The following is a 26,501-nucleotide window of genomic DNA, read 5'->3' as shown; positions in this document are numbered from 1 at the left end:
AAAGGCCAATCAAACTCCGTGATAGCTGGTTCTCCCCGAAATGCATTTAGGTGCAGCGTCGTGTGTTTCTTGCCGGAGGTAGAGCACTGGATAGGCGATGGGCCCTACCGGGTTACTGACCTTAGCCAAACTCCGAATGCCGGTAAGTGAGAGCGCGGCAGTGAGACTGTGGGGGATAAGCTCCATGGTCGAGAGGGAAACAGCCCAGAGCATCGACTAAGGCCCCTAAGCGTACGCTAAGTGGGAAAGGATGTGGAGTCGCAGAGACAACCAGGAGGTTGGCTTAGAAGCAGCCACCCTTGAAAGAGTGCGTAATAGCTCACTGGTCTAGTGATTCCGCGCCGACAATGTAGCGGGGCTCAAGCGTACCGCCGAAGTCGTGTCATTGCGATATGTACCCCCAACGGGGATCGTGATGGGTAGGGGAGCGTCGTCTGCCGGGTGAAGCAGCCGCGTAAGCGAGTTGTGGACGGTTGACGAGTGAGAATGCAGGCATGAGTAGCGATTCACACGTGAGAAACGTGTGCGCCGATTGACTAAGGGTTCCTGGGTCAAGCTGATCTGCCCAGGGTAAGTCGGGACCTAAGGCGAGGCCGACAGGCGTAGTCGATGGATAACCGGTTGATATTCCGGTACCCGCTGTGGAGCGTCAAACATCGAATCCAGTGATGCTAAGCCCGTGAAGCCGCCGGCTGAGTCTTCGGACGAGGTCGGAGTGGTGGAGCCGGTGACCCGAGCTGGTAGTAGGTGAGTGATGGGGTGACGCAGGAAGGTAGTCCATCCCGGGCGGTGGTTGTCCCGGGGTAAGGGTGTAGGACGTCAGGTAGGCAAATCCGCCTGGCACGTAGTCTGAGACCTGATGCCGAGCCGATTGTGGTGAAGTGGATGATCCTATGCTGTCGAGAAAAGCCTCTAGCGAGTTTCATGGCGGCCCGTACCCTAAACCGACTCAGGTGGTCAGGTAGAGAATACCGAGGCGTTCGGGTGAACTATGGTTAAGGAACTCGGCAAAATGCCCCCGTAACTTCGGGAGAAGGGGGGCCACGCCTGGTGAGGGGCTTTACGCTCTGAGCTGGGGGTGGCCGCAGAGACCAGCGAGAAGCGACTGTTTACTAAAAACACAGGTCCGTGCGAAGCCGTAAGGCGATGTATACGGACTGACGCCTGCCCGGTGCTGGAACGTTAAGGGGACCGGTTAGCTCACTTTCGGGTGGGCGAAGCTGAGAACTTAAGCGCCAGTAAACGGCGGTGGTAACTATAACCATCCTAAGGTAGCGAAATTCCTTGTCGGGTAAGTTCCGACCTGCACGAATGGCGTAACGACTTCTCGACTGTCTCAACCATAGGCCCGGTGAAATTGCACTACGAGTAAAGATGCTCGTTTCGCGCAGCAGGACGGAAAGACCCCGGGACCTTTACTACAGTTTGATATTGGTGTTCGGTTCGGCTTGTGTAGGATAGCTGGGAGACTGTGAAGCCTGGACGCCAGTTCGGGTGGAGTCGTCGTTGAAATACCAGTCTGGTCGTGCTGGATGTCTAACCTGGGTCCGTGATCCGGATCAGGGACAGTGTCTGATGGGTAGTTTAACTGGGGCGGTTGCCTCCTAAAGGGTAACGGAGGCGCCCAAAGGTTCCCTCAGCCTGGTTGGCAATCAGGTGTTGAGTGTAAGTGCACAAGGGAGCTTGACTGTGAGACCGACGGGTCGAGCAGGGACGAAAGTCGGGACTAGTGATCCGGCGGTGGCTTGTGGAAGCGCCGTCGCTCAACGGATAAAAGGTACCCCGGGGATAACAGGCTGATCTTCCCCAAGAGTCCATATCGACGGGATGGTTTGGCACCTCGATGTCGGCTCGTCGCATCCTGGGGCTGGAGTCGGTCCCAAGGGTTGGGCTGTTCGCCCATTAAAGCGGTACGCGAGCTGGGTTTAGAACGTCGTGAGACAGTTCGGTCCCTATCCGCTGTGCGCGTAGGAGTCTTGAGAAGGGCTGTCCCTAGTACGAGAGGACCGGGACGGACGAACCTCTGGTGTGCCAGTTGTTCTGCCAAGGGCATGGCTGGTTGGCTACGTTCGGGAGGGATAACCGCTGAAAGCATCTAAGCGGGAAGCCTGCTTCGAGATGAGGACTCCCACCCACTTGATGGGGTAAGGCTCCCAGTAGACGACTGGGTTGATAGGCCGGATATGGAAGCACGGTAACGTGTGGAGTTGACCGGTACTAATAGGCCGAGGGCTTGTCCTCAGTTGCTCGCGTCCACTGTGTTGGTTCTGAAACCATGAACAACCCCATGCCATGGTCACGGCATGCGGCCGGTTGTCAGTTTCATAGTGTTTCGGTGGTCATAGCGTAGGGGAAACGCCCGGTTACATTCCGAACCCGGAAGCTAAGCCTTACAGCGCCGATGGTACTGCAGGGGGGACCCTGTGGGAGAGTAGGACGCCGCCGAACAATTCTTATAAGAGAGCTCCCGTGCCGAATGGCACGGGGGCTTTCTGCGTTCTTGGAAAATAATCGGGTGAGGCTGTGCGGCCTCGGTACTACCGTGGCCGCATGAGCTACGTGGTGCGGTCCCTGCATGCCGATGAGTGGCTCCGGGCCAAGGCTCTGCGGCTTGCCGCGCTGCGGGATCCTGTGGCGCCCATCGCCTTCATGGAGACCTACGAGTCGGCCGTGGCGCAGCCCGACTCCTTCTGGCGGGAGCGGGCCGAGCGGAACGCCGAAGGAGCGTCCGGGGCGCAGCAGATCATTGCCGAAGGGCCCGACGAGGAGTGGGTCGGGACCGTGACCGTGCTGATCGAGGAGCCGGGGACCACGGACTGGGCCGGGATGTCCGTCGAGCGGCGGCAGGGGCATCTGGTCGCTGTGTACGTGCAGCCAGAGCACCGGGGTATCGGGCTCACCGAGGTGCTGTTCGACGCCGGGCTGGAGTGGGCGTGGGCGCAGGGCGCCGAGCGGGTGCGGCTCCTCGTGCACGAGGACAACGGGCGGGCGCTGCGGGCCTACCGCAGGGCGGGGTTCGTCGAGACCGGGGTGACCATGACGCTGGGGGGCGCTCCGGGCGACCGGGAACTGGAGCTGGCCGTGGAGCGGCCGGACGAGGAGTCAGACCGGTAGGTCGGCGTGCGGCCAGCGGGCGCGGGCCTGTTCGCGGGAGCGGAGGAGGGCCACCGTGGGCATGCCGCGCTCGGGGCCGGCCGCGAGGAGCTCCGGGAGCTGGGGGAGGGGGGCCACCGCTGCCACGTCGTCGAGGACGAGGGTGAGTGGTGGGTCGAGCCGACCGGAGGATGACCGTTCGGCCATGCGCCGGCCGTGCTCGACCACGTACGAGACGAGCGCCGTGAGCAGAGGCATGGCGCCCGGACCGGTGCGGGGATCCTCGATGGATTCACCCACGACGTAAAGCGTTCCCCCTTCGTGGACGAAGGAATCCAGGGCGAGGGCATCACTTCGGTGCGGAGTGCAGGCTTCCCGGACGTTGACCGTGGAGAGGGCCGCCAGTGCACGTGTCGTCAGCTGCTGGGCCATGTCCCGGCGTTCGGGGTGCGCGGTGAGCGCCGCCTCGAGCTCACCCGCGGAGCCGGAGGCCGCCTTGGGGTGGGTGCGCAGGACCCGTACGGCGTCCTGGACCTGGAGGCCCTGGGCCCAGCGGTGGACGTGACGGACGGTGCGGCCGTCGACGGCGGCCGCGTGCAGGTAGCTGCGGAGCAGCAGTTCGGCGGTGTCGCCGACCGCCTGGTCGAGCCGTGAGGTGGGGCGGACGGGGGCGAGGAGCGCGGCGGCGCGGGCGGTCGCGGTGTCCCTGTCCTCGCAGCCGGCGGTGGGCGACCAGTGGAGGCGGGCCGGGGTGTCGCACAGGTGCGTCGGGTCGTAGAGGTGGGCGGGGCCGAGCTTGGCGCGGGCGTCCTTGGTGTCGTACCAGAGGGCCGGGTTGGACGTGAGGACGAGGGCGGGGCCCTCGGCGTCGCGTACGGCCTGGGCGGCGGTGGTGTGGCGGGCGGCCGGGGGGCCGTAGTGGAGGCCGGGGGCGGTCACCTGGAGGGAGGGCTGAGGGGGTGGGGCGGGGGTGGGCTCGGGGTGCCTGGGGGCGGGGACCTCGTGCACCGGCGTCGGTGCCGGTGCGGGCCTGGGCTCGGGTGCCGGATCCGGCTTCCGGGTCGGCTCGGGCATCGGCTTGGGCGGAGGGGGTGCTTCCGCGATGAGTCCCTCCGCGCGGTGGCGGGCCCGTACCGCCCGCCAGCGGGCCACCGTGCCCAGGACGAACACGGTGAGGACCACCAGGACCATCAGCTGGCCGATGAGCAGGCCCCAGAAGAGGCCGGGGCCGGAGAGGTCCCCGGGCGGGGCGTCGGGCCAGGCGCCGGGAAGGTCGTGCGGTACGGCGATCAGGTGGCGCAGGGCCAGCGGGGTGCGGGTGAAGGAGAGGCCGGACGGCCAGTGGCCGTGGGCGAGGAGGCCCGCGAGGCCGGTGGCCGTCCACACCATCGCCGTCATGCCGAGGAGGAACGCGAGGACGCCGACCAGCAGTCCGTCCGGGATGCCGCCCTGGCCGCCGGTGCGCCCGCGCTGCTCGTCCGGTCTCACGCGTTCCCCTCCCGCCGCTCTTACGCCACCGTCGACTCGGAGTCCCCGACGTGCTGCTCCACGAAGGCCGCGGCCCGCTCCTCCGCCTCCAGCTCGGCGGCGCGCAGGGCGTCGTCGGCGAAGTCGGCGGACGACTCGGTCATCGCGCGGTCGGTGAAGACCAGGGGGCGTTCCGTCTCGGTGACCAGGTGTTTGACCACCTGGACGTTGCCGTTGACGTCCCAGACCGCGATGCCCGGGGTGAGCGTCGGGATGATCTCCACGGCCCACCTCGGCAGGCCCAGCACCCGGCCCGTGGCCCGCGCCTCGTCCGCCTTCTGGGCGTAGATGGTGCGGGTCGAGGCCATCTTCAGGATCGCCGCGGCCTCCTTCGCAGCCGCTCCGTCCACCACGTCGGACAGGTGGTGGACGACCGCGACGAAGGACAGGCCGAGGCGTCGGCCGAACTTCAGCAGCCGCTGGAACAGCTGCGCCACGAAGGGGCTGTTGATGATGTGCCAGGCCTCCTCGACCAGGAAGATGCGCTTCTTCCGGTCGGGACGGATCCAGGTGTGCTCCAGCCACACGCCGACGATCGCCATGAGGATCGGCATGGCGATGGAGTTGCGGTCGATGTGGGACAGGTCGAAGACGATGAGCGGGGCGTCCAGGTCGATGCCGACGGTCGTCGGGCCGTCGAACATGCCGCGCAGGTCACCGTCGACCAGGCGGTCGAGGACCAGGGCGACGTCCAGGCCCCACGCCCGGACGTCGTCTATGGCGACGTTCATCGCCTCCGCCGACTCCGGTTCCGGGTGGCGGAGCTGCTCGACGATGTCGGACAGGACCGGCTGGCGCTCCACGACGGTCTCGTTGACGTAGGCGTGCGCGACCTTCAGGGCGAAGCCGGAGCGTTCGTCGAGGCCGTGGCCCATGGCGACCTCGACGATGGTGCGCAGCAGCGCCAACTGGCCCGTCGTGGTGATGGACGGGTCGAGGGGGTTGAGCCGGATGCCGTGGTTCAGGGCGGCCATCGGGTCCAGGCGGATGGGCGTGATGCCCAGCTCCTGCGCGATGAGGTTCCACTCGCCGACGCCGTCCTCGCCCTGCGCGTCCAGCACGACGACCTGGCGGTCGCGGAAGCGGAGCTGGCGCAGGACGTATGTCTTCTCCAGCGCCGACTTGCCGTTGCCGGACTCGCCGAGGACCAGCCAGTGGGGGGCCGGGAGCTGCTGGCCGTAGAGCTGGAAGGGGTCGTAGATGTAGCCCTTCCCGGAGTAGACCTCGCGACCGATGATGACGCCGGAGTCGCCGAGGCCGGGCGCGGCGGTCGGCAGGTACACCGCCTGCGCCTGGCCGGTGGACGTGCGCACCGGCAGCCGGGTCGTCTCGACCTTCCCGAACAGGAAGGACGTGAAGGCGTCGGTGACGACGGACAGCGGATCCCGCATCTTCAGCTCAGCCCCTACCTACGAATGCCGGTGGCGAACGGGAGAGTGTTCACGAACGCGCGGTGGTGCTCGCGGTCGCACCACTCCAGCTTCAGGTACGACTTTCCGGCCGAGGCCCGTATCGTCCGCTTGTCGCGGGCCAGGGCCTCGGGCGTGCGGGAGGAAACGGTGATGTAGCCGACCAGGTTGACGCCCGCGGCGCCGCTGGCGAGGTCCTCGCCGCGCTGGTCGAGACGGCTGTGCGCGGCGATGTCGCGGGGGTCGACGGTGCGGTTCATCTTGGCGGCGCGGGACGCCTCCGCCGCGTCGTTGGTCTTCTCGGTCAGCATGCGCTCGATGGCGACCTCGGTGGGTTCGAGGTCCATCGTGACGGCGACCGTGCGGATCACGTCCGGGGTGTGGACGAGGAGCGGGGCCAGGAAGTTGACGCCCACCGGGGTCATCGGCCATTCCTTGATCCAGGCGGTGGCGTGGCACCAGGGGGCGCGGGTCGAGGACTCGCGGGTCTTGGCCTGGAGGTAGGTCGGCTCCGTGGCGTCCAGCTCGGCCGGCCAGGCGTTGCGCTTGCTCATCGCCTGGATGTGGTCGATCGGGTGGTCCGGGTCGTACATGGAGTGGATCAGCGAGGACAGCCTGCTCTGGCCGAGCGGCTGGCGTACGCGGATGTCGGCCTCCTGGAGCCGGGAGCAGATGTCGGTCAGCTCACGGGCCATGACGACGGCGAGTCCCGCGTCCCGGTCGACCCGGCCGCCGCCCTGGCTGCGCATGGCGCGGGCCATGGTGGCGGCCTCGGCGGCCAGTTCGCGGTTGTAGTGCATGCAGGCGACCAGGTACGCGCGGTGCTGCTCGCTGCTGGTCGACACCATCGACTGGAGCTGGTCGTACGACTGCTGCAGCCAGGCGGGCGCCCTGTCGTCGCCGCGCACGGTGACGTCCTTGGCGTGTGCGTCGGGGTCGGCGGGGAGGGTGCGGGCGAGCATCTGGAGGCGGGTGACGAAGCCGTCGCCGTTCGCCACGTGCTTGAGCAGTGTGCCGAAGCGGTCGACGAGGGCCTCCTGGTCCTCGGAGTCGCGCAGGCCGACGCCGGGGCCCTCGATCTCGATGGCGGCGGTGACGGTCTTGCGGTCCGCGTGCAGCAGGACGGCGATCTCGTCGGGGCCGAACGGCGCGGAGAGCCAGGTGATCCTGCCGATGCCGGGCGGCGACCCGACCTCCACCTCGCGGCCGTCGAGCCGGGTGCCGGCCTCGACGACCCCGGACCGGTAGGTGGCGCCGCGGCGCAGGGTGCGCTTGTAACTGCGGTTGATCTCGAACCACTTGTAGAACGTGCGGTGCTTGTACGGCACGTAGACGGCGGCCAGGGCGAGCATCGGCAGGCCCACCAGCAGCACGATCCGCACGGACAGGACGGGGACGAGGAGCCCGCACATCATGCCGAGGAACGCGCCGACGACGATGAGCGCGATCTCACCGGTCTCGCGGTTGCGGCCGACGATCGCGTTCGGCCGGGCGCGGCCGATCAGATACGTACGGCGGGGCGTGACCGTGGGGGACAGATGGGACTCGGTCGTCAACGCCCTTCACCTCCCGTGCGGTTGGTACTGCTGTTGCGGGTGCTGGCGTGCGGGGTGTTCACCGGGCTGCCCGTCCGGGGCGGGGGCGCGGCGGAGGGGACGGATCCACCGCCGCCGGAGGTGCGGGAGCTGTGCGCGGCGACTCCCCCGGAGGCGGGGTTGGACGGGCGGGGCGCGGAGGACTGGCCACCGCCGCCGCCGTGGTTGTCGGCACGGGTGCTGTGAGTCTTGATGCCCTGTGCGACCAGGGTGGCCGGGGAGCTGATGACGGCGGCGGCCTTGCCCTCGGCGCCCTGCATGAGGCGGTTGTTGCGGGAGCCGGCGATCTCGTCGCCGAAGCCGGGGACGAAGCGGTAGATCATCGCCGAGGCGAAGATGGCGAGCAGGATGATCGCCAGGCCGGAGACCACGGCGGAGAAGGCGTCCGGGCCGTCGTCGGCAGAGAGCGCGCCGGCCAGGCCGAGCACGATGACGATGACCGGCTTCACCATGATCACGGCGATCATGATGCCCGCCCAGCGGCGGACGTGGCCCCACAGGTTCTTGTCGACCAGGCCCGCGTAGACGACGGTGCCGAGGAGGGCGCCGACGTAGAGCAGGGCGGCGCGGATGACCAGCTCCAGCCAGAGGACGCCGGCGGCGAGGATGGAGACCAGGGAGACGACGATCAGCATGATCGGGCCGCCGCCGATGTCGTTGCCCTTCTCCAGGGCGGCGGAGAACGTCCCGAAGAACGTGTCCGTCTGGTCGCCGGTCGCCTTCGCCAGCACGTCGGTGACGCCGTCGGTCGCGGAGACGACGGTGTAGAGGATCAGCGGGGTGAAGGCGGAGGCGAGGACGGTCAGCCAGAGGAAGCCGATCGCCTCGGACAGGGCGGTGGTGAGCGGCACGCCGCGGACGGCCCGCTTGGCGACCGCCAGCAGCCAGAGGAGGAGCGTGAGGATCGTCGACGCGGCGAAGACGACGGCGTACTGCTGGAGGAAGGTGTCGTTGGTGAAGTCCACCTTCGCGGTGTCCTCGACGGCGGCGCTGAGCTGCTTGACCGTCCAGGCCGCGGCGTCGGCGCAGCCGCGGGCGAGGGAGGCGAGGGGGTCTAGGGCGGAGGTGGGGTCGTTGAGGGGAGTGGGGTCCCCTCCTCCGCCGGAGGAGCCGCCTTCACCGCGTTCGCAGTAGTCCTTGGCGGGGCCGCGGATGAGGTCGCAGGGGTCGCTGCTGCCGGTGGGAGTCGGTGTGGGGTCGGCGACTGCCCGGCCGGCGAACAGGACTGCGACGCCCTGTACCGCCGCGACGGCCGTCGTGAGTTTGAGGAAGCGGTGGCTAGCGCGCATACGTGAACCCTCCGTACTCCTCGACAGCCTTCGTCATGTCGTCGGCGGTGGAGGCCTTCTGGTCGCGCCCGACCGGGACTGGCCCGTCCTTCTGCTGGAAGTCGACGACCTTCCAGTCGTTGTCGATCCACTGCAGCTGGTAGGTGGTGGTGTACCAGCTCTCGGTGACCGGGTTGGTCGAGCCCTCACCGGACAGGCCGAACAGTGACGTGTACCAGACCTCCACGGAGGCGTCGTCCGCGCTGAACGCCGTCACTTTGGTACCCACCGGGACGACCCGTGAGACGAAGGTCTGCCCGGCGGGCGCCTTGCCGTTCTTGTCGAGGCCGATGTTGGCCAGGAACTCCTCATCGGAGTACGCCGCGTCCAGATCGCCCTGGCGCGCTGCGGCGACATCGGGGGCGTAGACCGCCGCCACGATGTCGCGTCGCCGCTCCTTGTCGAACATCTCGGCGGAACCGAGCACTACGGAATAATTGGCCGCCGCGCTCTCCGCCCCCCGGCGGTCGTGGGTGAAGCCCGTCGGGATGCCGGAGGTCTTCGTGGAGACCGGCTTCTCACCCGAGGGCGCCGTCGCCGCCGCCTTGGGCGAGTCGCCGCCTTCCTCCGTGTCGGAATCCCCGCCTCCGCGGTTCGCGAAGGCGATCGCCGCGATGAGGAGGACCACCACGCCGACGACCGTGACCAGGCTGCGCGACGACGACCGGCCGTGTCGGCGCGCACCTCCGTACGGGTCGCCGCTCCCCTCGGGCAGGCGGGTGCGGGTCCGGCCCGTGTCGTCTCCGAGACTCATGCCGCGTACGCCCCCTCAGCGTCGTGCGGGAACACCTCGTACTCCGCGTACTCCGTGTACTCCACGTACGACGGTAGCCGTACCGGCCGCCGCTCGGGCGTGGTGTGGTGACTGGACATCAGGGAAACGCAACCTCAGCCGGTGGGCACGACGGGCGGATGGGATGGAGGGGATGCCGGGCGTGCCCGGTCGGACCGATGGTGCGGGGTCAGACGGCCATGCCGTACACGATGGTGAACAGGGTGCCGAGCGATCCGATGATGAAGACGCCCGTGAGGCCCGCGATGATGAGGCCCTTGCCCTGTTCGGCGGAGAACGTGTCCCGCAGCGCGGTGGCGCCGATGCGCTGTTTGGCCGCCCCCCAGATGGCGATGCCGAGGCAGATGAGGATGGCGACCGCCATGACCACCTCGATCATCACCTTCGCCTCGTTGCCCAGACCCCCGAAGGGGCCCCAATCCGGAGCGATTCCGCCGATAATGGTGTTGATGTCTCCCTCGTCGGCCGCGAAGAGCATGTAAGTCACCGCCCCTGTATGGGTAGTTCCGCTTCCTCTGCGGGGGTGCAGAGGTCAGACCTCATTGTCGCCGACGATGCCGCTGTCGTATGTCGACTTGGCGTCATCTCTTGGCGGGTTTCGTAGGAATAGCTTGCCACCGGCGCGCACCGGACTCCGGGAGGGGCGCGTTCCGACGGGTGAAGAGTCGTATCGTCACTCTGTGTATCACGCTGGGTAACGCCGGGCAATGAAGCGCGGCTCGCTCCGGTGGTGTGGGCCGTGCATGTCGTCGTATCCGATCACTTCCGTTCGGCGGTCCCGCCTCTACACTGTCGGTCGGCGGTGGACTGCCGGACGGTGAGGGGTGGTTGACGGTGCGTAAGGTCTGGGTCGGTGCGACTCTCGCCGTCGGCTCCGCACTCGCCTTCGTGATGCTGCTCGTCGTCGGGGTGTACGTCGTCGCCGGGAACCTGGCGAACGGGGTGGGCGGCGGCGCGAAGACCCTCGCCAAGGGGAGCGTGCCGGCGGCCTATCAGCAGCTCATCGCCCGGTGGGGAAATCTTTGTCCCGCCATCAACCCGGCGCTGCTCGCCGCGCAGCTCTACCAGGAGAGCGGGTTCAACCCGCGGGCGCAGAGCCACGCGGCGGCGCAGGGCATCGCGCAGTTCATTCCCGGCACCTGGGCCGCGCACGGGATCGACGGCGACGGGGACGGCGACCGCGACGTGTGGGACCCGGCGGACGCGATCCCGTCCGCGGCGACCTACGACTGCGCGCTGGCGTCCTACGTGAAGGACGTCGGCGGGGATCCGACCGCGAACATGCTGGCCTCGTACAACGCGGGGGCGTACGCGGTCATCAAGTACGGGGGCGTGCCGCCGTACGAGGAGACGCGGAACTACGTCAAGCGCATCCGGGAGCTGGAGAAGTCGTTCGCCGCGCCGGTGGGGCGGGTGGATCCGTCGCGGCAGGCCGCGGGGGCGATCGCGTTCGCGCAGAAGAAGCTCGGCACGCCGTATCTCTGGGGCGGCAACGGCACCGCCGACCAGGGTGGACGCTTCGACTGCTCGGGTCTGACGAAGGCCGCGTACGAGAGTGTGGGGATCACGCTGCCGCGGGTGGCGAACGACCAGTACAACGCGGGGCCGCATCCGGACCGGGACGAACTGCTGCCGGGCGATCTGGTGTTCTTCTCCGACGACCTCACCGATTCACGGGCCATCCGGCATGTGGGCATCTACGTCGGCGGGGGCTACATGATCGACGCGCCGCGTCCCGGTGCGGTGATCCGATTCGACCCGGTCGACACTCCTGACTACTTTGGTGCCACCCGCGTCACGGAAGATGGCGCGAAAGCGCTCCCCACGACGGTGTGAGCGAAACGACAAACGCCCCCGTGAGCTGCGAAGACGCATCTCTCTTCGATAACGTCTGCGTGATCTTTCGGTGGAGGGTGGAACGTGGAAGCGGGAACCGTGCGTTCCTGTTGTCGTAGCCGAGCGGACGAGCGGATCTACGGACCACGGGGGTGGCAGACACGGCGCGCGTCCGCGCGCCGGACGACATGACGAAGGGGCCGCAGCACCATGGCTGGACTCGCCGAATCCGGGTCGAACCCCGACGTCGACCTGCTCTACGACATCAACGGCCTGGCCAAGGCCGCCCCGCCGTGGCTCGACCACGTCATGGAGTTCGTCGGTGAGTACGGCGTGCTCTTCGGCCTCATCGGCATGGTGCTCTGGTGCTGGTGGGGCGTGCGCAAGCGGGGCGGACCCGACGCGGCGCCGTCGGTGGCGGCGCTGGCGTGGGCGCCGCTCGCGGCGGGCGTCGCGGTTCTGGTGAACGTGCCGATCCGCGGATTCGTCGAGCGGCCGCGGCCGTTCAACGATCACGAGGGGCTCGAGGTGCTCGTCGACGGCAAGGAGGACTACTCCTTCGTCAGCGACCACGCGACGCTCTGCATGGCGCTGGCGGTGGGGCTGTTCCTGGCCAACCGGCGTTACGGTCTGGTCGCGCTGGTGCTGGGGCTGATCGGCGGTTTCATCCGCGTCTACATGGGCGTGCACTACCCGACGGACGTGGTGGGCGGACTGGCGCTGGGCACGGCGGTCGCGCTGCTGCTGTCGCCGCTCGCGATGGCCCTGCTGACGCCGCTGGCGCGGGCGGTGGAGCGGTCGCCGCGGGCCGGCTGGCTGGTCGCGGCCCGGCCGCAGGGCCAGCGGCGGAAGGCGGCCGAGCGCAGCCGGGGCAGGGCCGCGGACGCCGGCCCCGAGGAGCGGGACCTGGCGGCCTGACGACGATCGGACGAGGGCCCGTGACCCCGTCCCCTGAAGGGGCGGGCGGTCACGGGCCCTCGGTGCGTCCGGGGCCGGGCTCAGAGGGTCTGCGGGTGGGTGAGGACGCGGTCCGGGTCGTGGCGCCGTTTCAGGCGGGACAGGCGCGGGGCGGCGGCGCCGTAGTAGGCGCGGCGCCAGTCGGCGAGGCCGGGGTCCGGGTAGTTCTGGTAGGCGGCGCCGGACGCGTGCGGGCGCAGGGCCCGGTGAGTGCCCGTCAGCCACGCGCGGATCGCGGTGCCGTCCGAGGCGCCGGGGTTCCAGGAGGCGAGGTACTGGGCGAGCACGCGGGAGCGGCGGTGGACGAACGCCGTCGCGGTGGGCGCGACCCGGTTGACGGCGCCGCCGAGGGCGGTGAGCGCGATGCTCGCCGAGCCGCCGCGGGCCGCCCGGATCCGGTCGAGCAGGGTGGTGACCCCGGCGTCGTCGAGGGGGCGGTCGTAGAAGTCGGAGCGGGCCGCGTACGTCTCGCGGGCCAGGGCGCCCCCGGGGCTGCGGCCGGGCACCTGGCCGGGCAGCCGGCACGCGTCGCCGGCGAACGAGGCGCAGCCCGCGTACAGCTCCATGGACTCCTGGTACGACCGTCGGCGCAGCAGGACGCCGTTCGCGGAGGCGCCGATGCGGTCGGCGAGGCGGTCGACGGCGTTCTGCAGCTCTCCGTGGGCGCCCAGGGAGAAGGCGGTGACGGAGACGGAGGGGCCGGCGCCGGTGTGGTCGAGGTGGAGGGCGGACCAGATCTCGTCGGGCTGGTCCGGGCCCCAGTCCTGCCAGGCCGTGACCACGGCGGCCGCCCGCTCCCACGGCCAGGTCAGGTAACCGGTGACGGCCTGCGGGGCGGGGTGGGTGCGGAAGCGGAACTCGGTGACGATCCCGAACTGGGCGTGTCCCGCGCCGCGCAGGGCCCAGAACAGGTCGGGGTTCTCGGCGTCGGACGCGGTGAGCCGCGTGCCGTCGGCGGTGACCAGGGTGGCCCCGATGAGGTTGTCACAGGTCAGGCCGTAGGCGCGGGAGGTCACGCCGTGGCCGCCGCCGAGGGTGAGGCCGGAGATGCCGACGGTGGGGCAGGAGCCGCCGGGGACGGTGAGCCCGCGGGCGGCGAGGGTGCGGTAGACGTCGATCAGCCGGGCGCCGGCGCCGACGACGGCCGTGTCGCCGTCGAGGCGGACGTGGCCGAGCGCGGACACGTCGACGATCAGACGGCCGTCGCCGGAGGACCAGCCCGCGTAGGAGTGGCCGCCGCTGCGCACGGCGAGCGGGACGGCGTGCTCGCGGGCGTGGGTGAGGGCGGTGCGGATGTCGTCGGCGTGCCGGACGTAGGCGACGGCGGCGGGCCGGAGGGTGTCGAAGCGGGTGTTGTAGAGGCGGTGCGCCGTGGTCCAGTCGGCGTCGCCGGGGCGCACCAGGCGGCCGTCGAGGTGTTCGGCCAGGGTGGTCCAGTCGGCGGGGGTCGCGGGGCGCGGGGGCCTCGGCGGGGCGGGGGAGGACGGGGCGCGTGAGGGGGCGGGGGCGGGCCGGGGTTCCGCGGAGGTGCACGCGGAGGCGGTGGCCGCGGTGGTGAGCGCGGCGGCGGTGCCGGCGACGAAGGTGCGGCGGTTCACGGTCGGCCTTCCGGACGTCGGGTGGGGGCGGCCTGTCACGGGTCCGGGGCGGGCCGGCGTGCGGCCGCGCCGCTGCTTCCGGGCGCCGTGGTCGTGCGGGGCCATTCTGGGCGCCTCGCCCGGGAGACGTCACTCCCCCGTGTGGTCCTCGGCGTCCTTGCGGGCCTGGCTCCTGGCTCTGCGGGCCGGGCCGCGCCATCCGCAGGTGCAGCGGGCCGTGCAGAAGGGCCCCTGCTCGGTGGTGGTCGTGAGGTGGGGCCGGGGGGCCGGCGCGTCGTCCTGATGCGGCACGCGGCCCACGGTAACGCCCGCCGGGCCGCGTGACGGGGTCCTTGACCGGTCGTTAACGCCACTGACAGCGGCCCGTGTCGGACGGAGCAGGGGTAGGCAGGGATGGCGCGACGGCGACAGCACAGGCGGACGCACGGCGTGACGGCCGCGGTCGGGGTCGTCTGCTGTCTCGGGCTCGGGGCCGCCGGCTGCGCGCGCAGCGACGCCGTGACGCAGGGGCCGCCCGCCGGCGATCCGGTGCAGGTGCTGCGCACCGCCGCCGACGCGCTGGTGGAGGCCGGCAGCTCCCAGGCGCGCACCTCGCTGGAGATGGCCACCGGCGGCACCCGGGTCACCATCCGGGGCGAGGGGGTCTACGACTACCGCAAGCGGCTCGGGCGGCTGGAGGTGCTGCTGCCGCAGGACCCCGCGGGCGCCGCCGACGGCCGGCCGATCACCGAGCTGCTCGCCCCCGGGGCGCTGTACATGAAGAACCGGGGCGCCGGGGTGCCCGCCGACAAGTGGGTGCGGGTGGACACCGCGACGCTGTCCGACGGGAACCTGGTCACCGGCGGGGCGACCGATCCGTTCGCCGCGGCCGAGGTGCTGCGCGGCACGCACGCGGCGACGTTCGTCGGGCGGACCGAGGTGGCGGGGGCCCGGGTGCGGCACTACCGGGGCACCGCCGACCTGGAGGCGGCCTCGCAGGCGGCGTCGGAGGTCAACCGGGGCCTTTTGGGCGCGGCGGCGAAAGGGTTCGCCACCGCGCGGGTGCCGTTCGACGCGTACCTCGACGACGAGGGGCGGATCCGCAAGATCCGGCACCGGTTCAGCTTCGTGAACGGCGAGCGGCAGGAGCCCGTCGCGGTCGCCTCCACCACCTTGCTGTACGACTTCGGCGCCCCGGCCGACGTGCGGCTCCCCGCCGACGAGGACATCTACGCCGGGCGGATCGTGCAGGAGTGAGCGGTGCGCGCGGGTGGGGGACGGGCCCGCAGTGGCCGGGCCGGACTAGCCCTTCCGTGCCATGCGCGGTGCGTAGGGCGCTCCCTACTCTAGGAAGTCGGTGACGACAGAGTGAGGTGAGGCGCGTGGCTCCGCTCGGGAGGGGGACGGTTCCGGTCCAGGATCACGTGGCGCTCGCCGAGATCGAACTGTGCGGCGAGCTGATCATCGCCGCGTCCAACGCCGAGGACCGGCTGAGCCTGGAGAGCATCGACGAGGTGCTGCGGGTGGCCGAGGCGCGGACGGACACCGCTGCGCCCTGAGGCCCCGGCCGTGGAGGGGGTCAGGTCCGCAGCATGCGGGCGATGGCCTGCGTGGCTTCCTTGACCTTCGCGTCGATCTCGTCGCCGCCCTTGACGGCCGCGTCCGCGACGCAGTGGCGCAGGTGCTCCTCCAGCAACTGCAGCGCGAACGACTGCAGCGCCTTCGTGGAGGCGGACACCTGGGTGAGTATGTCGATGCAGTAGACGTCCTCGTCGACCATCCGCTGCAGTCCGCGGATCTGGCCCTCGATGCGGCGCAGCCGCTTGAGGTGCTCCTGCTTCTGGTGGTGGTAGCCGTGGATGCCGCGGTCGTGATCGGTCACGATGCCCGTCACGTCCGTCACGTCCGTCACGTCCGTCGTGTCCACGGCGGGCGCCGTCCCCGCGGCGTCGGCCGCCTCCGGGGAGGAGGGCGCGGGCGCGCCGGTTCCGGTGGTGGTCATCGCGTCCTCCTGGTGTCCGATGGGCGCTATATACCCCTGGTGGGTATATGTTACCGAACGTCGCCGGTTCGGGGACGGCCGGTCCGCGCCAGGGGCCGCTCCCCGGCGGGACGCACCCCCCGCCCCCGTACTCATCACTGTGCCTGATGGGCGACACTGGGGGGCGGCCGTTATTGGTGGCCGGATGATGCGCCTAGCATCAGCCTGACCGAAACCGACGCATACCGAGGACCCCACGTGCGCTTTCGTCTGACCCCCAGGGAGACGAGCTTCTACGACATGTTCGCCGCGTCCGCGGACAACATCGTCACGGGCTCGAAACTCCTGATGGAACTGCTCGGGGCGGACACCTCCGCCCGGGCCGAGATCGCAGAGCGTATGCGGGCCGCGGAACACGCCGGTGACGATGCCACGCACGCGATCTTCCACCAGCTGAACTCCTCGTTCATCACGCCGTTCGACCGCGAGGACATCTACGCCCTGGCGTCCTCCCTCGACGACATCATGGACTTCATGGAGGAGGCCGTCGACCTGGTCGTCCTCTACAACGTCGAGGAGCTGCCCAAGGGCGTCGAGCAGCAGATCGAGGTCCTGGCGCGGGCCGCGGAACTCACCGCGGAGGCCATGCCGCACCTGCGCACCATGGAGAACCTCACCGAGTACTGGATCGAGGTCAACCGGCTGGAGAACCAGGCCGACCAGATCCACCGCAAGCTGCTCGCCCACCTCTTCAACGGCAAGTACGACGCGATCGAGGTGCTGAAACTCAAGCAGATCGTGGACGTGCTGGAGGAAGCGGCGGACGCCTTCGAGCACGTGGCGAACACGGTGGAGACCATCGCCGTCAAGGAGTCCTGAGCCGTTCATGGACACCTTCGCTCTGGTCGTGACCATCGGGGTCGCGCTCTTCTTCACCTACACCAACGGCTTCCACGACTCGGCCAACGCGATCGCCACCTCCGTGTCCACCCGGGCGCTCACGCCCCGGGTGGCGCTCGCGATGGCGGCCGTGATGAACCTCGCCGGTGCGTTCATGGGCTCCGGGGTGGCCAAGACCGTCAGCGAGGGGCTGATCGAGACGCCCGAGGGGTCGACGGGGATGGGGATCCTCTTCGCCGCGCTGGTGGGCGCCATCACCTGGAACCTGATCACCTGGTACTTCGGCCTGCCCTCGTCGTCGTCCCACGCCCTGTTCGGCGGCATGGTGGGCGCCGCGCTGGCCGGCGGGACGACCGTCTACTGGCACGGCGTCGTCGACAAGATCGTCATTCCGATGTTCGTGTCGCCCGTGGTCGGTCTGATCGCCGGTTACCTGGTGATGACCGCGATCATGTGGATCTTCCGGCGGGCCAACCCGCACAAGGCCAAGCGCGGCTTCCGCATCGCCCAGACGGTGTCCGCGGCCGGCATGGCCCTGGGCCACGGCCTCCAGGACGCCCAGAAGACGATGGGCATCGTGGTGATGGCCCTGGTCATCGCCGACGTCGAGGACTACGGCGACCCCATCCCGGTGTGGGTGAAGATCGCCTGTGCCGTGATGCTGTCCCTCGGCACCTACGCGGGCGGCTGGCGCATCATGCGCACCCTGGGCCGGAAGATCATCGAGCTGGACCCGCCGCAGGGCTTCGCCGCCGAGACCACCGGCGCCTCGATCATGTTCGGCTCGGCGTTCATCTTCCACGCGCCGATCTCCACCACCCACGTGATCACCTCCGCGATCATGGGCGTGGGCGCCACCAAGCGGGTCAACGCGGTGCGCTGGGGCGTCGCGAAGAACATCGTCCTGGGCTGGTTCATCACCATGCCGGCCGCCGCCCTGGTGGCCGCGGCCTGCTTCGGACTGGTGCACCTGATCGCGCTGTAGCCGAGGACCGCGTACGGCGGCACGCCGGGGTCCCTGTACGCCAAGCACGCAGAAGGGCCCGCCCCCGTCGAGTGGGGGCGGGCCCTTCGTACCTCGCGGTGGCACCGCCATGCAGCACCGCGAGGGGACCGGTCAGCCGAAGCGGCCGGAGATGTAGTCCTCGGTGGCCTGCACGGACGGGTTGGAGAAGATCCGCTCCGTGTCGTCGATCTCGATCAGCTTGCCGGGCTGGCCGACCGCCGCCAGGTTGAAGAACGCCGTGCGGTCGGAGACGCGCGCCGCCTGCTGCATGTTGTGCGTCACGATGACGATCGTGAAGCGCTCCTTCAGCTCGCCGATCAGGTCCTCGATGGCGAGGGTGGAGATCGGGTCCAGGGCGGAGCAGGGCTCGTCCATCAGCAGGACGTTCGGCTCGACCGCGATGGCGCGGGCGATGCACAGACGCTGCTGCTGACCGCCGGAGAGGCCGGAGCCGGGCTTGTTCAGGCGGTCCTTGACCTCGTTCCAGAGGTTCGCGCCCCTGAGGGACTTCTCGACCACGTCGTCCAGCTCGGACTTCTTGTACTTGCCGTTCAGGCGCAGGCCCGCCGCCACGTTGTCGTAGACCGACATCGTGGGGAACGGGTTCGGGCGCTGGAAGACCATGCCGACCTCGCGCCGCACGGCCACCGGGTCGATCCCGCTGCCGTACAGGTTCTCGTCGTCGAGCATGACCTTGCCCTCGACCCGGCCGCCCGGCGTCACCTCGTGCATGCGGTTGAGCGTGCGCAGGAAGGTGGACTTGCCGCAGCCGGAGGGGCCGATGAAGGCCGTCACGGAACGCGGTTCGACGGTCATCGAGATGTCCTCGATGGCCAGGAAGGAACCGTAGTAGGCGTTGAGGCCGCTGACATCGATGCGCTTGGCCATGTGAATCACTGCTTCTTTCGGGTCGCTGACGGAATACGTCCTGGCCGCGTCAGCGACCGGTGTTCGGGGCCTTCCAGCGGGCGATGCCGCGGGCCACCAGGTTGAGGATCATGATGAACGCGATGAGCGTCAGGGCCGCCGCCCAGGCGCGGTCGTAGGGCGCGCCGTATCCGCCGCTGTTGGTGTACTGCAGGTAGATGTACATCGGCAGCGACGCCTGCGGGTCCTGGAACGGGTTGGTGTTGATGAAGTTCGTGACCCAGACCAGCAGCAGCACGGGGGCGGTCTCACCGGTGATGCGGGCGATCGCGAGCATCACGCCCGTGATGATGCCGCCGATCGACGTCGGCAGGACCACCTTGAGGATGGTGCGCCACTTCGGCACGCCGAGCGCCAGCGACGCCTCGCGCAGCTCGTTCGGGACGAGCTTGAGCATCTCCTCGGTGGAGCGGACGACCACCGGGATCATCAGGATCGACAGGGCCATCGAGCCGGCGAAGCCGGAGGGGCCCATGTCCAGCATCAGGATCCACACACTGAGGACGAACAGACCCGCGACGATGGACGGGATGCCCGTCATGACGTCGACGAAGAAGGTGACGGCCTTGGCGAGCCTGCCGCGCCCGTACTCGACCAGGTAGATCGCGGTGAGCACGCCGACCGGCACGGAGATCAGGGTGGCGAGGCCGACCTGCTCCAGCGTGCCGATGATGGCGTGGTAGATGCCGCCGCCGGGCTCGGTGTCGGCGACCACGCCCATGGAGTGGGTGAGGAAGTAGCCGTCGAGGACCTTGACGCCGCGCTTGACGGTCTCCCAGACGAGGGAGGCGAGCGGGACGACGGCCAGGAGGAAGGCGACCCACACCAGGCTGGTCGCGGTGCGGTCCTTGGCCTGGCGGCGGCCCTCGACCTTCGCGGAGACGGCGTAGGAGCCGCCGACGAACAGGGCGGCCGCGATCAGGGCCCACTGGATGCTGCTGTCCAGGCCGGCCACGGCGCTGATGCCGAGGCCCGCGGCGACGGAGCCCGCGGCGACCGCCCAGGCGAACCACTTGGGCAGGGTCGCGCCGCGCAGGGAGCTGCGCTTGGGGGAAAGGGTTGCGTGGCTCATGCGTTGGCCCCCGAGTACTCCTTGCGGCGGGCGATGATCAGGCGGGCCGCGCCGTTGACCAGCAGCGTGATGACGAAGAGGACCAGACCGGAGGCGATCAGGGCGTCCCGGCCCATCTCGGTGGCCTCGTTGAACTTGCTGGCGATGTTCTGGGCGAAGGTGCCGCCGCCCGTGTCGAGCAGGCTGGCGTTGATGTCGAAGCTCGAGGAGAGCACCATGGCCACGGCCATCGTCTCGCCGAGCGCGCGGCCGAGGCCGAGCATCGAGGCGGAGATGACGCCGGAGCGGCCGAAGGGCAGCACCGACATGCGGATGACCTCCCAGCGCGTGGCGCCGAGGGCCAGGGCCGCCTCCTCGTGCATCCGCGGGACCTGCCGGAAGACCTCGCGGCTCACGTTGGTGATGATCGGCAGGATCATGATGGCGAGCAGGATGCCGACGGTGAACAGCGAGCGCGGGGCGCCGTCGTTCCACTCGAAGATGCCGGTCCAGCCGAGGTAGTCGTCCAGCCAGCCGTAGAGGCCTTCCAGGTGCGGCACGAGGACGAGGGCGCCCCACAGGCCGTAGACGATGGACGGGACGGCGGCGAGCAGGTCGATCACGTACGCGATGGGGCCGCCGAGGCGGCGCGGGGCGTAGTGCGTGATGAACAGGGCGATGCCCACCGCGATCGGGACCGCGATGACCATGGCGATGACCGACGACACGACGGTGCCGAAGGCCAGGACCGCGATGCCGAACTCCGGCGGGATGCCGCTGGGGTTCCACTCGAAGGTCGTGAAGAAGTTCGCCTCGTTCTTGCTGATGGCTATGGAGGCGCGGTAGGTCAGGAAGGCCGCGATGGCGGCCATGATGACCAGGACGAAGATGCCGGATCCGCGGGAGAACCCGAGGAAGATCCGGTCACCGGGGCGGGTGGCACCGCGCGCGGCGCGCTTGTCCTGGGGCGCGGCCGGGCCGGGTGCGGGGGGTGCGGTGGGTTGCTGTGTCGTGATGTCCATCGGGTTCTCCGGTCTGCGGAGCCGCCGGGGCGGACGGCTCGGTAGGAGCCGTCCGGGGGCCGGGGGCTCCTGATGGCGGTGCACCGGACGGTGCGGACCGGCCCCCGGACGGGGGCCGGTCCGCACACTCGGGTCAGCTCAGGCCCGAGATGGTCTCGCGGACCTTGGTGATGATCTCCTTGGGCATCGGGGCGTAGCCCGCGTCGGCCAGCAGGGCCTGGCCGTCCTCAGAGGCCATGTAGTTCAGGAAGGACTTGGTGGCGGGCAGGGTCTCCGCCTTGTTGCCCTTGTCGCAGACGATCTCGTACGTCACCAGGACGATCGGGTAGGCGCCCTCGGCGGACGGGGTGTAGTCCAGCTCCAGCGCGAGGTCCTTGCCGGTGCCGACGACCTTGGCGGCGCCGATGGCGGCGGTGGCGTTCTCGACGGTGGCCGCGACCGGCTCGGCGGCCTCGGTCTTGATGGAGACCGTGCTCATGCCGTCCTTGGCGTAGGACAGCTCCATGTAGGAGATCGCGCCGGAGGTCTGCTTGACCTGCTGGGCGACACCGGAGGAGCCCTGCGCGGACTGGCCGCCCTTGGCCTCCCACGCCTTGCTCGGCTCGTAGGTCCAGTCCTTGGGAGCGGCTTCCTTGAGGTACGTGGTGAAGTTGTCCGTGGTGCCGGACTCGTCCGAGCGGTGGAAGGCCTGGATCTTCAGGTCGGGAAGCTTGGCGTCGGGGTTGAGCTTGGCGATCGCCTCGTCGTTCCAGTTCGTGATCTTGCTGTCGAAGATCTTGGCGAGGGTCGACGCGTCCAGGACCAGGTTGTCGACGCCCGGGACGTTGTAGCCGACGGCGATCGGGCCGCCGACCATGGGCAGGTCGATGCCCTGGCCGTCCTTGCAGATCTTCTTGGACTGCTCGATCTCCTCGGTCTCCAGCGCGGAGTCCGAGCCGGCGAACGCGGTCTGCCCCTGGAGGAACGCGGTGATGCCGGCGCCCGAACCGGTCGGGTTGTAGTTGACCTGAACGTCCTTGCACGCCGCGGAGTACTGCTTGACCCAGGCGTCGATGGCGTTCTTCTGGGCGGAAGAGCCGGAGGCCTGCAGCTGGCCCTTGGCGTCGCCGCAGTCGATGTTGCCGGCCTGCGTGGTCGCCGAGGCGCCGCCGCCGTCGCTGTTGCCGGTGTCGTCGGAGCCGCACGCCGTGAGGGCCAGGGCGCCGGAGACGGCGAGAGCACCGAGAGCGAGGGCCCGCCGGTTCATGCGCTGAAGCTTCACTTTTGTTCCTTCCAGTGGCCGCCGTCCTGAATTCGGCGGCGTGCGAAGTGTGGGTGAGGCGGCCGCCTCGTCCTGTAAGGGTTCGTGTCCGGGCGATCCGCACCGCGTAAGGCCGAAATTAGGCAGAACAGGTGAAGCGGTCGATGGACGCACATGAACGAGGGGTGAACCCCTGTGGACGGTGCGGTGAGGCCGTGGAGCGGGCGCTCTCAGCCGGCCGGGCGGAGGGTGGCGAGGAGGGCGTCCACCAGGCCGGCGTCCATCGACGAGGTGAGGTGGCGGCGGGCGGCGTCCGGAGGGAGCCACAGGATCCGGTCGACCTCGTCACCGGGCGTGAACGTGCCGGAGACGGCCTCGGCCGCCCAGTAGCGGACCCGCTTCGGGCGGCCGTGCGCGAGGTAGCGGGTGCTGGGCAGCTCGGCGGCCGGCACGGCGGTGTGCCCGGTCTCCTCGGCGACCTCGCGCAGGGCGCCGGCGAGCGGGTCCTCGCCGTGCTTCAGCTTGCCCTTGGGCCAGGACCAGTCGTCGTACCTGGGCCGGTGGACCAGGCACAGCTCCAGCTCACCGGTGACGGGCGAGCGGCGCCACAGGACGCAGCCGGCGGCCTCGACGGTGAGGGCGCCGCTCCGGGCGGGTCGTGGGGTGCGCACCGGGTGCCTCCTCGGTTCCGTACGGCTACGGCGCGTCGGCGGCCGGCTTCTGCCAGGCGCGCTGGAACGCGTACCGCGCCGCCTCCACCTCATGCCGCTGGTCGGCGTGGAGCACGCCCAGCGCGTACGCCGTGGCCGGGGCGATCCGCGGCGTGCGGGCCGCCTGCGCGGCGGCGGCCGCGGCCTCGGCGGCGTCACGGTGCCGGTCCAGCGCCTCGCCGGCGGCGCGCAGCCGGGGGTCGTCGCCCGCGGCCGGGTCCAGGGCCTCGCGGGCGTAGCGGTGCAGGCGGAGCAGGAGCCGCACCTGGTGCCAGGGGGTGTCCTGCGGGTGCGGGGCGGAGTCCGGGGACAGGCCGTGCGCCAGCGCCTCGGCGTTGTACGGGCTGCCCGCGGTGAGCAGGGGCAGTGCGGCGACGGCGTCCGCGAGCCGCTCCCGCGCCGCGTCCGCCAGCGGGCGCAGGTCGGCGCCCTCGGCCGCCGGCGCCAGCGGTACCTCGCTGGCCAGCACGGCCACCTGATCGGCCACGGCGTGGAACCGGGCCGACTCGAGCGCCCGCAACGCGGTCGAGTGCGCCCGCGTCCGCGCGAGCGTGAGCTGCCGGTCCAGCAGGGCCCCGGCCTTGGCGGCGCCTAAGGTGAGGGGGCCCCGGTCGGCGGCGGGGCGGGAGGAGCGGGGGCCGGCAGGAGGGGGAGTCTCCTCCGTGCGCCGGTCGGCGGCGCGGCGGCCGTCCGGGGCCGGGACGGTGGCGATCACGGTGCCGGTGGTGGCGCGGCGGGCCGCGGCGGGGCGGGGCACGCCGGGCGGGACACCGTCGGCGGGCGCGGGCACGTCGGGGACGCGGGACGCGAGCCGGGCGCCGGGCGGGGGGTCCGGGGCCGCGGGGCCCGAGAGGCGGTGGAGGGCCTGGAGGAGGCGGTCGAGGCGGTTCGCGCACGCGTCCTCCAGGGACAGGGTCCCGGAGACCCAGGCCAGTTCGGGGCCCAGGGCCTGGGACCAGACGGGGTCCAGGACCGGCTGGAAGGTGTACAGCCCGGCGCTGATGCGGCGGGCCGCGCGCCTCAGTGCGCGGGCCGCCTCGGCGGAGTCCTCCGGCGCCGCGCCCGCACCGGACTCCCGGTGGAGGCGCAGCGCGCGGAGGAACTCGGTCGCTCTCTCCCGCAGATGGCGGGCCAGGACGTCCGCCGGCACCGGGCCGGACGTCGGGTCAGGGGGCTGCTGTGCCACGCCGGCGCCTCCGGGCGTCAATGAGCGTCTCCTGGATGTTCCGCAGCGGCTGGCCGTCCGCGTCCGTGGAGTGCCGGGTCCACTCGCCGTCCGGGCCGAGGTGCCAGGACGCCGTGGTGTCGGACATGCCGGTCTCCAGCAGCCGGTTGAGGGCGGCCCGGTGGGCCGGGTCGGTGACCCGCACCAGTGCCTCGATCCGCCGGTCGAGGTTGCGGTGCATCATGTCGGCGCTGCCGAACCACACCTCGGGCTCGCCGCCGTTGCCGAAGGCGAACACGCGGGAGTGCTCGAGGAAGCGGCCGAGGACGGACCGTACCCGCACGTTCTCCGACAGCCCCGGCACGCCCGGCCGGATCGCGCAGATGCCGCGCACCCAGATGTCGACCGGCACGCCCGCCTGGGACGCCCGGTAGCAGGCGTCGATGACGGCCTCGTCGACCATCGAGTTCACCTTGATGCGGACGTACGCGGGCCGCCCGGCGCGGTGGTGCTGGGCCTCCTTGTCGATCCGTGAGACCAGGCCGTCCCGCAGGGACTTGGGGGCGACCAGCAGCCGCCGGTAGGTCTCGCGCCGCGAGTAGCCGGAGAGGCGGTTGAACAGGTCGGAGAGGTCCGCGCCGACCTGCGGGTCCGCGGTGAGCAGCCCGAGGTCCTCGTACAGCCGGGCCGTCTTCGGGTGGTAGTTGCCGGTGCCGACGTGGCTGTAGCGCCGCAGCGTCTCGCCCTCCTGACGGACCACCAGGGAGAGCTTGCAGTGGGTCTTCAGGCCGACCAGGCCGTAGACCACGTGGCAGCCGGCCTCCTCCAGCTTGCGCGCCCACTTGATGTTGGCGTGCTCGTCGAAGCGGGCCTTGATCTCGACCAGGACGAGGACCTGCTTGCCGGACTCGGCGGCGTCGATGAGGGCGTCCACTATCGGGGAGTCGCCGGAGGTCCGGTACAGGGTCTGCTTGATGGCCAGCACGTCCGGGTCGGCCGCCGCCTGCTCCAGGAACGCCTGCACCGACGTGGAGAACGAGTCGTAGGGGTGGTGCAGCAGCACGTCCCGGCTGCGCAGGGCGGCGAAGACGTCCGGCGCGGACGCCGACTCCACCTCGGCCAGGTCGCGGTGGGTGCCGGCGACGAACTTCGGGTACTTCAGCTCCGGCCGGTCCAGGCTGTGGATGCGGAACAGGCCGGTCAGGTCGAGCGGGCCGGGCAGCGGGTACACCTCGGCCTCGGAGACCTTCAGCTCGCGCACGAGGAGGTCGAGGACCTCGCGGTCGACGGACTCCTCCACCTCCAGGCGCACCGGCGGTCCGAAGCGGCGCCGCATCAGCTCCTTCTCCAGGGCCTGGAGGAGGTTCTCCGCGTCGTCCTCCTCGACCTCCAGGTCCTCGTTGCGGGTGAGCCGGAAGGCGTGGTGCTCCAGCACCTCCATGCCCGGGAACAGCTCCTCCAGGTGGGCGGCGATGACGTCCTCGACGGGGACGTAGCGGCCGGGGGAGGACTCCAGGAAGCGGGACAGCAGCGGCGGCACCTTCACCCGGGCGAAGTGCTTGTGCCCGGTGACCGGGTTGCGCACCACCACGGCCAGGTTCAGCGACAGGCCGGAGATGTACGGGAAGGGGTGCGCCGGGTCCACCGCGAGCGGGGTGAGCACGGGGAAGATCTGGTGCCGGAACAGGGTGAAGAGGCGGGCCTGCTCCTTCTCCGTGAGCTCGTTCCAGCGGACCAGGTGGATGCCCTCCTCCGCGAGGGCGGGGGCGACGTCCTCGTGGTAGCAGGCGGCGTGCCGGGCCATCAGCTCGCGGGAGCGGGCCCAGATCATCTCCAGCACCTCGCGCGGCTGGTGGCCGGAGGCGGAGCGGGTGGCCACGCCGGTGGCTATGCGGCGCTTGAGTCCCGCCACCCGGACCATGAAGAACTCGTCCAGGTTGCTGGCGAAGATCGCGAGGAAGTTCGCCCGCTCCAGCAGCGGGGTCTCGGGGTCCTCGGCCAGTTCGAGCACACGCTCGTTGAACGCCAGCCAACTGCGCTCGCGGTCGAGGAAACGGCCTCGCGGCAGCGGGGCGGCGCCGTCCGTGTGCGCCTCCTCGTAGCCGTCCAGGTCGGCGTCGATGTCGGGTTCCAGGTCGGAGACCGTTCCGGCCACGGTGTGCGGCCGGTGCGCGGCGATGGAGCCCACGGAGGGCTGCGAGTGCTGGACCTGTGCCTGGGTGTCGGGCTGGCTCATGACCCCATTCTTCCGCGCGGACGGTGTCGCGGGCGCGTCGGAAAGCGCGGGTGGGAGCGGTGGTGGCCCTGAGGCGCTCCCGTGCCTCCCGTTCACCCTGCCGGGTGAGGGCTCTGGCGCGGCGGGATGCATGGGCCGAGCGTCGCAA

General features: G+C 70.3%; 24 protein-coding genes and 2 rRNA genes (1 of these 26 running past the window's edge). 9 read left to right on the top strand and 17 right to left on the bottom strand.

All coding sequences use genetic code 11. From position 1 onward, the window contains the following. From ACWH4W_RS05115 to ACWH4W_RS05105, 3 genes are all read left to right on the top strand, one after another. Positions 1-2,241: ribosomal RNA gene (locus ACWH4W_RS05115) — 23S ribosomal RNA — on the top strand (it extends 883 nt beyond the left edge of the window). Between the two features lie 90 nt (positions 2,242-2,331). After that, positions 2,332-2,448, top strand: a 5S ribosomal RNA gene (gene rrf, locus ACWH4W_RS05110). A 102-nt stretch (positions 2,449-2,550) separates the two neighbouring features. After that, complete coding sequence (locus ACWH4W_RS05105) at positions 2,551-3,114, top strand: GNAT family N-acetyltransferase (RefSeq protein WP_473074636.1); 564 nt, start codon at positions 2,551-2,553, stop codon at positions 3,112-3,114. Here ACWH4W_RS05105 and ACWH4W_RS05100 read toward each other — a convergent pair. The 7 genes from ACWH4W_RS05100 to ACWH4W_RS05070 all read right to left on the bottom strand — a co-directional run bounded on the left by ACWH4W_RS05100 (position 3,103) and on the right by ACWH4W_RS05070 (position 10,223). Next, positions 3,103-4,581, bottom strand: coding sequence for a type VI secretion protein (locus ACWH4W_RS05100; RefSeq protein ID WP_473074635.1), 1,479 nt, complete (start codon positions 4,579-4,581; stop codon positions 3,103-3,105). The genes ACWH4W_RS05105 and ACWH4W_RS05100 overlap by 12 nt on opposite strands. A gap of 20 nt (positions 4,582-4,601) precedes the next feature. Then, the gene (locus tag ACWH4W_RS05095) at positions 4,602-6,011 is read right to left on the bottom strand and encodes an ATP-binding protein (RefSeq protein WP_473074634.1); all 1,410 of its coding nucleotides are present in this window, start codon (positions 6,009-6,011) and stop codon (positions 4,602-4,604) included. Positions 6,012-6,025: 14 nt separating this feature from the next. Next, on the bottom strand, positions 6,026-7,585 hold the full coding sequence (locus ACWH4W_RS05090) for an SCO6880 family protein (RefSeq protein WP_473074633.1): 1,560 nt from the start codon (positions 7,583-7,585) through the stop codon (positions 6,026-6,028). Then, entirely contained in the window at positions 7,582-8,913 is a 1,332-nt protein-coding gene (locus ACWH4W_RS05085) for a hypothetical protein (protein ID WP_473074632.1), read from the bottom strand. The genes ACWH4W_RS05090 and ACWH4W_RS05085 overlap by 4 nt, the downstream gene beginning before the upstream one ends. After that, a complete protein-coding gene (locus ACWH4W_RS05080; RefSeq protein WP_473074631.1) occupies positions 8,903-9,706 on the bottom strand; it encodes a DUF8175 domain-containg protein in 804 nt (267 codons plus the stop codon). Before ACWH4W_RS05080 ends, ACWH4W_RS05085 begins: the two co-directional genes overlap by 11 nt. Continuing rightward, the gene (locus tag ACWH4W_RS05075) at positions 9,703-9,825 is read right to left on the bottom strand and encodes a hypothetical protein (protein WP_274543355.1); all 123 of its coding nucleotides are present in this window, start codon (positions 9,823-9,825) and stop codon (positions 9,703-9,705) included. The genes ACWH4W_RS05080 and ACWH4W_RS05075 overlap by 4 nt, the downstream gene beginning before the upstream one ends. Before the next feature lie 89 nt (positions 9,826-9,914). Then, positions 9,915-10,223: a hypothetical protein gene (locus tag ACWH4W_RS05070; protein WP_106413556.1), complete on the bottom strand. Its 309-nt coding sequence runs from the start codon at positions 10,221-10,223 to the stop codon at positions 9,915-9,917. A 413-nt stretch (positions 10,224-10,636) separates the two neighbouring features. Here ACWH4W_RS05070 and ACWH4W_RS05065 point away from each other — a divergent pair, with 413 nt between their 5' ends. Together ACWH4W_RS05065 and ACWH4W_RS05060 are read left to right on the top strand one after the other, a co-directional pair. After that, positions 10,637-11,581, top strand: a complete 945-nt coding sequence (locus ACWH4W_RS05065; RefSeq protein ID WP_473077418.1) for a bifunctional lytic transglycosylase/C40 family peptidase — start codon at positions 10,637-10,639, stop codon at positions 11,579-11,581. Positions 11,582-11,791: 210 nt separating this feature from the next. Then, positions 11,792-12,499 carry a phosphatase PAP2 family protein gene (locus ACWH4W_RS05060; RefSeq protein ID WP_473074630.1) on the top strand — a complete coding sequence of 236 codons (708 nt, stop codon included), beginning with the start codon at positions 11,792-11,794 and terminating at the stop codon, positions 12,497-12,499. A gap of 80 nt (positions 12,500-12,579) precedes the next feature. Here the strand turns inward: ACWH4W_RS05060 and ACWH4W_RS05055 are convergent, their stop codons facing one another. Both ACWH4W_RS05055 and ACWH4W_RS05050 read right to left on the bottom strand, forming a co-directional pair. Beyond that, positions 12,580-14,136: an FAD-binding oxidoreductase gene (locus ACWH4W_RS05055; protein WP_473074629.1), complete on the bottom strand. Its 1,557-nt coding sequence runs from the start codon at positions 14,134-14,136 to the stop codon at positions 12,580-12,582. 129 nt (positions 14,137-14,265) lie between these two features. Beyond that, the gene (locus tag ACWH4W_RS05050) at positions 14,266-14,427 is read right to left on the bottom strand and encodes a hypothetical protein (RefSeq protein WP_473074628.1); all 162 of its coding nucleotides are present in this window, start codon (positions 14,425-14,427) and stop codon (positions 14,266-14,268) included. 102 nt (positions 14,428-14,529) lie between these two features. Here ACWH4W_RS05050 and ACWH4W_RS05045 point away from each other — a divergent pair, with 102 nt between their 5' ends. Together ACWH4W_RS05045 and ACWH4W_RS05040 are read left to right on the top strand one after the other, a co-directional pair. Next, a complete protein-coding gene (locus ACWH4W_RS05045; RefSeq protein WP_473074627.1) occupies positions 14,530-15,372 on the top strand; it encodes an SCO4651 family lipoprotein in 843 nt (280 codons plus the stop codon). A 116-nt stretch (positions 15,373-15,488) separates the two neighbouring features. Further along, a complete protein-coding gene (locus ACWH4W_RS05040; protein ID WP_473074626.1) occupies positions 15,489-15,674 on the top strand; it encodes a hypothetical protein in 186 nt (61 codons plus the stop codon). Positions 15,675-15,694: 20 nt separating this feature from the next. Here the strand turns inward: ACWH4W_RS05040 and ACWH4W_RS05035 are convergent, their stop codons facing one another. Beyond that, complete coding sequence (locus tag ACWH4W_RS05035) at positions 15,695-16,117, bottom strand: metal-sensitive transcriptional regulator (protein WP_473074625.1); 423 nt, start codon at positions 16,115-16,117, stop codon at positions 15,695-15,697. A 237-nt stretch (positions 16,118-16,354) separates the two neighbouring features. On the opposite strand from ACWH4W_RS05035, the gene ACWH4W_RS05030 reads away from it, so the two are divergent. Together ACWH4W_RS05030 and ACWH4W_RS05025 are read left to right on the top strand one after the other, a co-directional pair. Continuing rightward, on the top strand, positions 16,355-16,975 hold the full coding sequence (locus tag ACWH4W_RS05030; protein WP_037930976.1) for a DUF47 domain-containing protein: 621 nt from the start codon (positions 16,355-16,357) through the stop codon (positions 16,973-16,975). Between the two features lie 7 nt (positions 16,976-16,982). Next, on the top strand, positions 16,983-17,981 hold the full coding sequence (locus ACWH4W_RS05025; RefSeq protein ID WP_106413562.1) for an inorganic phosphate transporter: 999 nt from the start codon (positions 16,983-16,985) through the stop codon (positions 17,979-17,981). Between the two features lie 132 nt (positions 17,982-18,113). Here ACWH4W_RS05025 and pstB read toward each other — a convergent pair whose 3' ends face one another. The 7 genes from pstB to ACWH4W_RS04990 form a co-directional block, all read right to left on the bottom strand. Then, on the bottom strand, positions 18,114-18,890 hold the full coding sequence (gene pstB / locus ACWH4W_RS05020; protein ID WP_106413563.1) for a phosphate ABC transporter ATP-binding protein PstB: 777 nt from the start codon (positions 18,888-18,890) through the stop codon (positions 18,114-18,116). A 49-nt stretch (positions 18,891-18,939) separates the two neighbouring features. After that, a complete protein-coding gene (gene pstA / locus ACWH4W_RS05015) occupies positions 18,940-20,001 on the bottom strand; it encodes a phosphate ABC transporter permease PstA (protein ID WP_473074624.1) in 1,062 nt (353 codons plus the stop codon). Next, a complete protein-coding gene (pstC, locus tag ACWH4W_RS05010; protein WP_106413565.1) occupies positions 19,998-21,002 on the bottom strand; it encodes a phosphate ABC transporter permease subunit PstC in 1,005 nt (334 codons plus the stop codon). The genes pstA and pstC overlap by 4 nt, the downstream gene beginning before the upstream one ends. Before the next feature lie 133 nt (positions 21,003-21,135). Then, entirely contained in the window at positions 21,136-22,263 is a 1,128-nt protein-coding gene (pstS, locus tag ACWH4W_RS05005) for a phosphate ABC transporter substrate-binding protein PstS (RefSeq protein ID WP_473074623.1), read from the bottom strand. Positions 22,264-22,472: 209 nt separating this feature from the next. Next, entirely contained in the window at positions 22,473-22,913 is a 441-nt protein-coding gene (locus ACWH4W_RS05000; protein WP_473074622.1) for an NUDIX hydrolase, read from the bottom strand. A 25-nt stretch (positions 22,914-22,938) separates the two neighbouring features. Continuing rightward, entirely contained in the window at positions 22,939-24,138 is a 1,200-nt protein-coding gene (locus ACWH4W_RS04995; RefSeq protein WP_473074621.1) for a CHAD domain-containing protein, read from the bottom strand. Then, a complete protein-coding gene (locus ACWH4W_RS04990) occupies positions 24,119-26,485 on the bottom strand; it encodes an RNA degradosome polyphosphate kinase (protein WP_473074620.1) in 2,367 nt (788 codons plus the stop codon). The genes ACWH4W_RS04995 and ACWH4W_RS04990 overlap by 20 nt, the downstream gene beginning before the upstream one ends. Between the last annotated feature and the right edge of the window lie 16 nt (positions 26,486-26,501).

It is taken from the genome of Streptomyces sp. DSM 120436, from assembly GCF_055778765.1.
Note: the sequence above shows the minus strand (reverse complement) of the source record. Positions and strands in the feature narration are given on the sequence as shown.

Coding starts and splice junctions, on each gene's coding strand:
- ACWH4W_RS05075 (WP_274543355.1), bottom strand. CDS start 9,825: ATGTCCAGTCACCACACCACGCCCGAGCGGCGGCCGGTACGGCTACCG.
- ACWH4W_RS05060 (WP_473074630.1), top strand. CDS start 11,792: ATGGCTGGACTCGCCGAATCCGGGTCGAACCCCGACGTCGACCTGCTC.
- ACWH4W_RS05095 (WP_473074634.1), bottom strand. CDS start 6,011: ATGCGGGATCCGCTGTCCGTCGTCACCGACGCCTTCACGTCCTTCCTG.
- pstC (WP_106413565.1), bottom strand. CDS start 21,002: ATGGACATCACGACACAGCAACCCACCGCACCCCCCGCACCCGGCCCG.
- ACWH4W_RS05085 (WP_473074632.1), bottom strand. CDS start 8,913: ATGCGCGCTAGCCACCGCTTCCTCAAACTCACGACGGCCGTCGCGGCG.
- ACWH4W_RS05045 (WP_473074627.1), top strand. CDS start 14,530: ATGGCGCGACGGCGACAGCACAGGCGGACGCACGGCGTGACGGCCGCG.
- ACWH4W_RS05105 (WP_473074636.1), top strand. CDS start 2,551: ATGAGCTACGTGGTGCGGTCCCTGCATGCCGATGAGTGGCTCCGGGCC.
- ACWH4W_RS05035 (WP_473074625.1), bottom strand. CDS start 16,117: ATGACCACCACCGGAACCGGCGCGCCCGCGCCCTCCTCCCCGGAGGCG.
- ACWH4W_RS05080 (WP_473074631.1), bottom strand. CDS start 9,706: ATGAGTCTCGGAGACGACACGGGCCGGACCCGCACCCGCCTGCCCGAG.
- ACWH4W_RS05025 (WP_106413562.1), top strand. CDS start 16,983: ATGGACACCTTCGCTCTGGTCGTGACCATCGGGGTCGCGCTCTTCTTC.
- ACWH4W_RS05070 (WP_106413556.1), bottom strand. CDS start 10,223: ATGCTCTTCGCGGCCGACGAGGGAGACATCAACACCATTATCGGCGGA.
- pstB (WP_106413563.1), bottom strand. CDS start 18,890: ATGGCCAAGCGCATCGATGTCAGCGGCCTCAACGCCTACTACGGTTCC.
- ACWH4W_RS04990 (WP_473074620.1), bottom strand. CDS start 26,485: ATGCATCCCGCCGCGCCAGAGCCCTCACCCGGCAGGGTGAACGGGAGG.
- pstA (WP_473074624.1), bottom strand. CDS start 20,001: ATGAGCCACGCAACCCTTTCCCCCAAGCGCAGCTCCCTGCGCGGCGCG.
- ACWH4W_RS05065 (WP_473077418.1), top strand. CDS start 10,637: ATGCTGCTCGTCGTCGGGGTGTACGTCGTCGCCGGGAACCTGGCGAAC.